This is a genomic window from Pokkaliibacter plantistimulans, assembly GCF_003194385.1.
Taxonomy (GTDB): Bacteria; Pseudomonadota; Gammaproteobacteria; order Pseudomonadales; family Balneatricaceae; genus Pokkaliibacter; species Pokkaliibacter plantistimulans.
In genome coordinates this window covers 1-4,580 of record NZ_LAPT01000174.1, presented here as the reverse complement: position 1 = coordinate 4,580, position 4,580 = coordinate 1, and the positions used below count along the sequence as shown (strand labels likewise).

Below are 4,580 nucleotides of genomic sequence, written 5' to 3'. Positions count from 1 at the left end.
TATTGCTGAAAATGGTGGGCGTAGCTCAGTTGGCAGAGCTCCGGACTGTGATTCCGGCGGCCGTGGGTTCAAGCCCCATCACCCACCCCATACCCCCTGCACACCTTCCAAAACCCTAACCCTAAGCCCTCTAAAGCAGCCGCATATTACGACCACTCATACAATTTAATTGCATTATTCAGTTGAAATAATTTCTGCTGCTAGCCTATCAATCACTGCATGCAGCTCAACGTCATAATCAGCCTTAATAGACACAACCTCGCCACTTACAGGATGACGAAACGTCAACTTGGCTGCATGCAGAAAGAGTCGATTTAAACCGTACTGTTTTGCAACCTTGTTCACCTCATCCACCCCGTACTTATCATCACCAATGATCGGATGCCCCGCGAACTGAGTGTGAACTCGAATTTGATGAGTTCGGCCCGTAATAGGCTTTGCCTCAATCAAGGTATATGAAGCAAAACGCCTCAAGACTTTAAACTCAGTCAAAGAAGGCTTGCCGTCGGCCTCGACTCTTACAACTCGCTCCCCAGAACGTAGTTCATTTTTCTTTAATGGTGCATTTACATGCTGATGCCGACTTGACCACCGCCCTTGCACCAACGCGTGATACACCTTATCAACACCGCCATCGCGCAGCGCCTCATGTAACACCCTCAATGCAGAACGTTTCTTTGCCACTAGAATACAGCCGGAAGTGTCACGATCCAGGCGATGCACCAACTCCAGCATTTTAAGCTGAGGCCGCAACTGCCGAAGACTTTCGATCAGACCAAGACTAATGCCACTTCCACCATGCACCGCCAATCCGGAAGGCTTGTTAATGACCATCAACGCATCATCTTCGTAAAGAATGGCGTCTTCAATTTTTTTACTTAATCCAGCAGAAACCAAGGGAGGCGCGTCACGTTCAGGAAGCCTGACAGGAGGCAAGCGAAGCTCTTCCCCCCCTACGATTCGGTAGTCAGGCTTTACCCGCTTACGATTAATCCTTATTTCCCCTTTGCGCATCATGCTGTAAATACGGGTTTTCGGAACCCCTTTAAGCATAGCCAGCAGAAAGTTATCCAGGCGCTGACCTTGGTAATCACCACCTATGGTTAACCATTGGACTTGGGCTGATGAGGGTTTCTGTTGATCACTCATAACTGCTTGATTCAAATTGATCTGCCTATTTGATTGCGGCGGGGAAATACTGCTATATTGAGGCCGCTTACGAAGCTCAGCTCTTTAGAAGGACTAAGCCCCGATTGGGCTCCTCTACCCTGCTCTTCGTGCACTTATGATACCGTTGAGGACTGATTTTGCCTATGTGCAGCAGCCCAACAAAAGAATTAGGTCGCATCATATTTTGGTGCGAAGCAACTAACCAGCCTTCCGTTCGATGCTAGTACCACTGTTTTAGGTCTGCTTCTCAATGGAAAGCCTGGAGTAAGAGCCTTTAATACCTGTTTGTGAATTGATTGACGCGTAAGCAGGACATAACCTGCAAGAGCAGCGCTGAGAGATATGGTTTGATAGAAGGGCATACCCTCTACAAACCAATCCACTCATTCAACCCCTTAAACACAACAGGCTATGGTAACGCTTATATTCCTATCCGAACCCAGTTAATCTCGTGTGCTCGGTAGAGGCTTTCCCTGTATTTACAACGCGTTACTGACCGAAACGGCACCAACTTCCTGAAACTGACAGCGCCAAGCCGGCCCGGAGACTTAAATCTCTGCAAGAAGAACCGGTAGTAAAAACTGGGCTGCTGTCTTGGCCGTTGTACAGTGTATATTTACATCGACGCTAGGCTCTACATGGTCTGACGTTAAAAATGAAAAGAATGATGATCAACGCAACCCAGCCTGAAGAAATCCGGGTTGCCCTTGTTGACGGTCAAAGACTCTACGATCTGGACATCGAGTCCGTCTCCCGCGAACAAAAGAAAGCCAACATATATCGTGGCCGCGTCACCCGTATTGAGCCCAGCCTTGAGGCAGCATTTGTTGACTATGGTGCGGATCGTCACGGCTTCCTTCCACTAAAAGAAATTGCCCGAGAGTACTTCAATAACGAAGGCAAAGGTGGCCGTGTAGCCATTCGCGAGGCCATTCGTGAAGGACAAGAAGTCATAGTTCAAATAGACAAGGAAGAACGAGGCAACAAAGGTGCAGCACTGACGACGTTTATTAGTCTTGCAGGGCGTTATCTGGTACTAATGCCAAACAATCCTCGTGCTGGTGGCATCTCTCGTCGTATTGAGGGCGAAGAGCGTCAGGCTTTGAAAGATGCTCTCGACTCAATTCAAATTCCAGGCAGCGCTGGGGTAATTGTCCGCACCGCTGGCATTGGCCGCACACCTGAGGAACTGCAGAACGATCTGGACTATCTGATGCAGCTCTGGGAATCGATCCGATCTGCAGCTCTCAATCGACCTGCACCTTTCCTGATCTACCAGGAAAGCAATGTCATTATTAGGGCTATGCGCGATTATCTTCGCCAGGACATTGGCGAAGTATTGATCGATTCTGCAGAAGTGCATCAGGACGCGATGAACTTTGCTCGCCAGGTCATGCCTACATTCCAGAGCAAAATCAAACTGTATCAGGAAGACATCCCTCTATTTACACGATTCCAGATTGAGTCCCAAATCGAGACAGCCTTCCAGCGCGAGGTACGCCTCCCATCTGGCGGTTCAATCGTAATCGACCCCACAGAAGCACTGGTCTCGATCGACATCAACTCCTCTAGAGCCACCAAAGGTGGTGATATCGAGGAAACCGCTCTGCAGACCAACCTTGAAGCTGCAGATGAGATAGCCCGTCAGTTACGTCTGCGAGATATTGGTGGACTGGTAGTCATCGATTTTATTGATATGACTCCCATCAAGAATCAGCGTGAAGTGGAAAACCGCTTAAAAGATGCACTTAAGGTTGATCGTGCGCGCATCCAGATTGGACGCATCTCTCGCTTCGGCCTGCTTGAAATGTCACGTCAACGTCTTCGCCCATCGCTGGGTGAAACCACAGCAATGACATGCCCGCGCTGTCACGGCCAAGGCAGCATTCGCGATGTAGGCTCGCTATCACTCTCCATCATGCGCCTGATCGAAGAAGAGGCACTGAAGGAGCGTACTGCCCAGATTCGTGCCATCGTGCCTGTAAGCGTTGCAACTTACCTGCTTAACGAAAAACGCCCACATTTGTCGCGCCTTGAGCAACGCCAAGGCATCAAGATTGTCATCGTCCCCAATCCCAATCTTGAAACACCTCACTATGAAGTAATACGTCTTCGAGACGACAATGTTGAGGCTCGCTCCACCGACGCAAGCTATGAATTGATTGAAGAAGAACATGGCGACGAGACTACTCCAGTAGCTGCGCAACATTCACGCGAGGAAGCAGCAGTCAAGAGCATGCCTCCAGCGGCATCTGCTCCGTTGCCAACCGTCTCGACTCCTCCAGCAGCGGCCACAAATCAAGCCCCCTCTGTAGGACTCGGCCGCAGACTACTAAAGGCTTTCAGCAGCTGGTTCCAAGGAGAGACAAAAGATGAAACAGTACCGACCGTAGAACAGCCAGTCCAGCCGAAACCAGAAAGCAGTGAGCGTGAAACTAGCAATCGTCGTCATGAGCGGAATGATCGCAATCGTCGAGGTCGCGACAATGAACGCCGAGACAATGATCGCCGTAACGATACAGAACGCAAAGTCGACAACGAAGATCGCGCCGCACGTGAAGACGACAATCGCGAGCGAAATACTCGGGACAATCGAGGTCAACGTGATCGTCGGCGTAATAGCCGCAATGAACGTACCACTCGCGAAACCGAAGTAGATACTGAAAGCAATGAGCAGTTAGTAACCCAAACCGTTGTTGAGGGTTCAAACGAATCCGCCCCTGAGCAAACCAGTGATGATCGTCGCCGGGGACGTCAGCGCCGTCGACGTGATCGCAGTGCGAAGCGCACCCCACTACCTGATCATCTAAAAGCTCAGGCAATCAGTGAAGAAACCGAGCCTGCCCTGACAGAAGATGAAAAATCAGTTAATGAGCTAGCTGTCGTCGTCGCTGCTGACGCTGTGGTAATGGAGACTGCAAACTCAGCAGACACCCATGTAGCCGCAGCTTCCACAGACGAGGTGATAAGCACTGACGAAAGCAACGTAGCTATCTCCGCTTCAGACGCTAGCGACGATCAGGACGAACACCCCCAGCGACGTCGCCGCAACCGCGGACGCAACAACAACCGCAGAGACGACAAGTCTGCAGAAGCTGTTAACGCTGAGGTTGCCACTGACGATGCCGTGGCTGTTGCAAGTGATACTGCACCAGAAATAGCGCACGCCATTTCTGATGAACAAATAGCGCATCAGCCGGAGCCCACCAGTCTGCCAGACTCCACCGGGGTCAACTCTGCAGTGGCAGCAGATGCCATTGCTGTAGAAGCAGCTGTTGCTGACCAGTCAACGGCAACTGAGCTGGTTGTTGCCGACAGCGAGAGCTATCCAGCAGCAGAGCAAGTTGAACACGCGGAAGTGATTGCACCTGAGCAACTGACAGCCTCTACTGAGACTGCTGAGACTGCTG

2 protein-coding genes and 1 tRNA gene are annotated in these 4,580 nt (G+C 50.7%); 2 read left to right on the top strand and 1 reads right to left on the bottom strand.

From position 1 onward, the window contains the following. Positions 1-14: 14 nt before the first annotated feature. Positions 15-90, top strand: a tRNA-His gene (locus WH50_RS25425). A gap of 84 nt (positions 91-174) precedes the next feature. Here WH50_RS25425 and rluC read toward each other — a convergent pair. Further along, positions 175-1,149, bottom strand: coding sequence for a 23S rRNA pseudouridine(955/2504/2580) synthase RluC (gene rluC, locus WH50_RS25420; RefSeq protein WP_110190241.1), 975 nt, complete (start codon positions 1,147-1,149; stop codon positions 175-177). A 676-nt stretch (positions 1,150-1,825) separates the two neighbouring features. On the opposite strand from rluC, the gene rne reads away from it, so the two are divergent. After that, the coding region (gene rne, locus WH50_RS25415) for a ribonuclease E (protein WP_110190243.1) at positions 1,826-4,580 on the top strand (2,755 nt) is incomplete at its 3' end.